Source organism: Actinomadura sp. HBU206391, assembly GCF_014323665.1.
GTDB lineage: Bacteria > Actinomycetota > Actinomycetes > Streptosporangiales > Streptosporangiaceae > Actinomadura_C.
The window spans coordinates 1-4,262 of record NZ_JABVEB010000377.1 but is presented as its reverse complement, the minus strand read 5'-3'; the positions used below and the strand labels follow the sequence as shown (position 1 = coordinate 4,262).

Annotated in this window: 3 protein-coding genes; 1 reads left to right on the top strand and 2 read right to left on the bottom strand. The window is 61.8% G+C overall.

Going from position 1 to position 4,262, the window contains the following annotated elements; all coding sequences use genetic code 11:
• Positions 1-1,768 precede the first annotated feature (1,768 nt).
• The gene (locus HKK72_RS36730; protein ID WP_187239002.1) at positions 1,769-2,128 is read left to right on the top strand and encodes a ParB N-terminal domain-containing protein; all 360 of its coding nucleotides are present in this window, start codon (positions 1,769-1,771) and stop codon (positions 2,126-2,128) included.
• A gap of 214 nt (positions 2,129-2,342) precedes the next feature.
• Here the strand turns inward: HKK72_RS36730 and HKK72_RS36725 are convergent, their stop codons facing one another.
• Together HKK72_RS36725 and HKK72_RS36720 are read right to left on the bottom strand one after the other, a co-directional pair.
• Positions 2,343-3,080: a hypothetical protein gene (locus HKK72_RS36725; protein WP_187239001.1), complete on the bottom strand. Its 738-nt coding sequence runs from the start codon at positions 3,078-3,080 to the stop codon at positions 2,343-2,345.
• Between the two features lie 867 nt (positions 3,081-3,947).
• Positions 3,948-4,262: tetratricopeptide repeat protein (locus HKK72_RS36720; protein ID WP_187239000.1), on the bottom strand; the 315-nt coding region annotated here is incomplete at its 5' end.

Genomic DNA, 4,262 nt, shown 5'->3' with positions numbered 1-4,262 from the left:
TCTCAGGCCACATAGGTCACACCAGCATCTCAACCAACAATCTGGCAAATTCCACAGACTAGGGCCTTCGCCATCTTCTATCCTGCCAATACATGGCGCCTGCAGACAGTAGGTATCGATGGCACGACGGCAGACCCAAGATCAGAAGCGGCGAAACATTATTCTCGGATGGTGGAGCGCAGTCTTACTGCTAGGTGTGTGGGCTTGGCAAGCTGGTCTCCCTCAGCTTTGGGTACTTCCAATCCTGACGTTGGCCTACTATGAACTCTGTGCAGTACCCACCCTCTGCGGTGTGGAGACAACCAGGGGCCACCCATGTAAGAACCGCGCCTACGGACGGCTAATGGCCTGTACGCGCGAGCCGTCCCATGCGGTGTATAAGACCGATGCCCTATTGCGAATCCTCGGTATTCGACGTAATCCTCGCACATTTAGCGCTCCGGCGCCCCGGCCTCATCGACAGACAGGAACTCAAGCTGCGAACTCCTCACCCGAGGTAGCAACAATAGAATCAAAGCAGACACTTATAACTGCCTTGACCATCGTCGGCACAATAGCGGCTATCATACAAGTCATCTTTGCTGCCTGGTCTTAATACCTGTACCGCAAGGTCATGAGGACAGGAATTCTCTCGACATATGTGATCGCGGCGGCGAGAGCCCCCGAACATGAACGTTGCCCAGCCACTCACGGCGATTATCTCAAACATGAGCTTGGGAAGTCACTTTTCAGCGCTCGTCGCTCACCTGCGGCGGCGCTGACGTGCGTCGGAGCGCCGAAGTCCCGCGGAGTGACCGCTCCAACGGGCACGCAACGGGCACGGCCCCGTAGTTCACCGCAGGTTAACCACCCGTAGGGCGCTTACCCTGCTTTTATTGCCGTCATCGGGTCATAGTCGTTGGCGGGTTGCCCACGTCGCTGCATTCATCCCGTACGCTCGGCAACGGGCAGGAGGACGCCACCCGCGAGGCTGCCAATGACCAGGTGGATTACGCCGGAGCTTTCCTCCACTGTGGTACCTCCTTCGTCCTGCCTGCGCTTGATCATGTCCAACAGGACGTTGCCGAGGACTGTGAGTGCGATCAAGGCCAGACATCCGAGAGAGGAAGCCTCGGCCGGCATCGAACCGGCTTCCTGCCCCGTAGCCCAACGGACGGGACACTAAATTGACGATCAGTGCATGCGACTGGTTCCCGTACGCCTCTTGATCCGTAGAAAGATCACGACCGTCCACAGCCGTCCGAGATCAACGTCACGCCCTGCTCAACGCCATCCCGGAGGCATCGCCGGTTCCTCACAAGTCCACGCCTGTCCAGAGCCGTTGTTAGCAATCGTGTTAGCAAGATCCAGCCGAGCGCCAGCCCCGGCGTTGCCTCCCTCGTGCCCATTCTCCTGAGTCGTAGGCCCGAACCCCAGGCCGGAGCGGAGTGGGTCAAGGGGCGGCGAAGCCGATTGCGCAGCGACGCCGGAGGTGCCCTTGACGCGCTCCGTGGAGGTCGGACACTGGCTGCGCAAAGGAAGCCGACGGTCCCAGCAGGATCCCTCGATGCGAACCACCGGCACTCCTGGCCGATCGCGAGCTCCGCAAGCTCGCCGGGTGCGTAGCAGTGAGTTCAATGTGAGCCATAGTGAGGAGCCGTTGCTGTACTTCTGTGCTGTACAGCAATCCCGCGCGAGTTGGGTGTCTGCCCCTGCCAGCACCTTTTCTGAGCACTTGCGCGCAAGTCGCGAAGATGCGTGCGGGCCTGAACGGCGAGATGATCAGGGTATGACCCGCGATTCCGAATCTTGCCCCTGCGGCGGCCACGAGCTACGCGCGGTTGCGGAGGTCGGTGACTGGATCCACGGCATTCCCGGGTCGCCGAGCGTACGGGAGTGGGCGGCCAGGTCCGCTACCTGGACTGAGGGACGCTGTGAGGTACCGCGCGAGGAACTGCGGTCCCGTATTAAAGCGGCTGGCGGCATCGCCTGCGAATATGCGCTGGAGGCATGCGCGTCCGCGAGCGGAATGCCCTACCTGGTCAACGGGGTCCACCGTTGGGCGATCGCCAACGAACTTAAGATCATGAAGGTCCCCGTGCGAATGATCTACGACACCCAGGACGCCGCGTCCGCCTGGGCGCTGTGAGGGGCAGACGAAACGCCCTGACCGACAGAGCGACAGCGGCCGGCCTCGATCACCCGTCCCAACGGGCGTCTCGCCGTGGCTGGCACTGGTCTACAACACCAAAACTCGGCAATGATCGGGATACCGAAGCCCTTCGACCTCGCCCGATGCGTCGACCCGTCGCTGATCGGCGCCAGCCCCGACAGTCGCAGCAGCAAATGCGAACTGGATTACATCATTTCTGGATGCCTCCAAGCTGGTCAGACAGAGCGCGGATGGCTTCTTCCGTCTTCTCCATAGCTCTACGCTGGCGACGCAGTTTTTCTTCAGCAGACTTAATCTCCGCAGTAAGTCTTTCACGCTCAACCTGTCCAGCGCGATCGCCAGATGGTCCGATGCGTTGTTGAGTCACCACACCGCGTCTGTCATTACATTCTGGGCAATCCAAGACCCGAGCCGAGTAGTGCCTATTGCTTCGATGCGCCTGCACACGAACCACGTGATCGCAGGTAAGTGTAAGGTCCCAGTCGTCAAGATCGTCCTTCGTCGTTCGTCTGGCTACTGCAGGTACCAGGATCTTGCTAATCGCTTCAATTTGACGCTGACTCAGAGGAGGTGGCGGACAGCAGAACCCACAGTGGTGAGTGCGCGATCCCCCCATAGTCCATCGATGAGCTTTGCAGTCTCCGTGCCGTTGGCGGTATCGAGCTTCTTCCTTCTCATACTCGACTTTCTGCTCAGGAGTGAGGTACATCGTTCCGGGAAAGCTGCCCAAGCCGTCGATGATCGGTTCGCCGCAACCTCGGCAAGGAACACCAGCTTCCAGCTCTTCGCGGGTCATATAGGTGCCATCACGCCTCCACTGCGCCCGCTTCTCGCGTTCTCGCCGGTCTTCCTCCTCGGCGGCTAATGCTTCGCGCTTCGCCCTTGCGAGCGCTCGGGCCTTCCGCTGCTCCTCTGTCAGCTTTGCCACGATCGGCCTCCATCAGCATGGCTTACACCACGTAATAGTCCTGCGCTCTGGGAGAGCACGGCAGATATATGCTGAACTTGGTATGGCCGAAGTACTACCCGGCGTCGGCTCAACCGTCTTTGGGCCGCGAAGCGACCTTCAGATACGCCGCCCGTCGCGATCGCTCCGGAGGGTGCGCCCGCGCGAACGGCGAGATCGTGTGACAGACGGATCCGCGCGGGCGTGCGCTCCGGCCTGCGGGAGGCCGGGGGCCGCGAGGCCGGCCGCGAGACCCTCGCTTCGCGCTCGTCCGGCCGATGCCCTGCTCGCGCCGTACCACCTCGATGCGAACTATCGGCAGCCCCGAGGTCGAATCCTCGCCGCGCTGGTGCGGGCGTATGTTGGCGTACGGGCAGGTGAGGCGGTGTGCGGTGATGTTGCTGTACTCCCTGATGTACAGCAGACGTCCTGATCTGGACAGAACCCTGGCATTTCGAGGGCAACTCCGACCCGTACCGCAGGGCCGGCCACGGCCCGAGGAGCGGAAGCGGGGGCGGCAGTGAGAGTCCCCGATCCCGAACGATGCCCAGCCACCTACGGCGATCGTCTTGAACATTAGCTTGGGAAATCACTTCCAGCCCTCGTCGCTCACCTGCGGTGCCATTGACCTACACCGACGTGGTGACATCACCGTTAGTGGCCGCACGTGCCCCTGATTGCCCGCTCTAACGGGCACGGGACGGGCACACCCAGCGGTTTTCAAGAGCGGTATTAAACATATCCCATCGACGCTTCTGAACTGGGCTGGAGTGAGCGCTGCTCTCCGCGCTAAGTGCCGCCATCCGTGCATATTCTGCGTGCGACCGGTATTGCTGTCGCTGCCGCCGACTACTCTTCCGCGTCCTCCAACCGCCCCAGAGCACGCAGCACGCTGGCGAGGTTGTTGCGGCTGGCCAAGGTTGCGGGGTGTTCGGGACCCCGCACCCGCACCTGCGCCTCCAGTACGGCACGGTGCTCGGCCTCGGCCTCCTCCAACCGCCCCAGATCACCCAACACACCGGCGAGGTTGTTGCGGCTGGTCAAGGTTGCGGGGTGTTCAGGACCCAGCGCCCGCACTCGCGCCTCCAGTACGGCACGGTGCTCGGCTTCGGCCTCCTCCAACCGCCCCAGAGCACGCAGCACGCTGGCGAGGTTGTTGCGGCT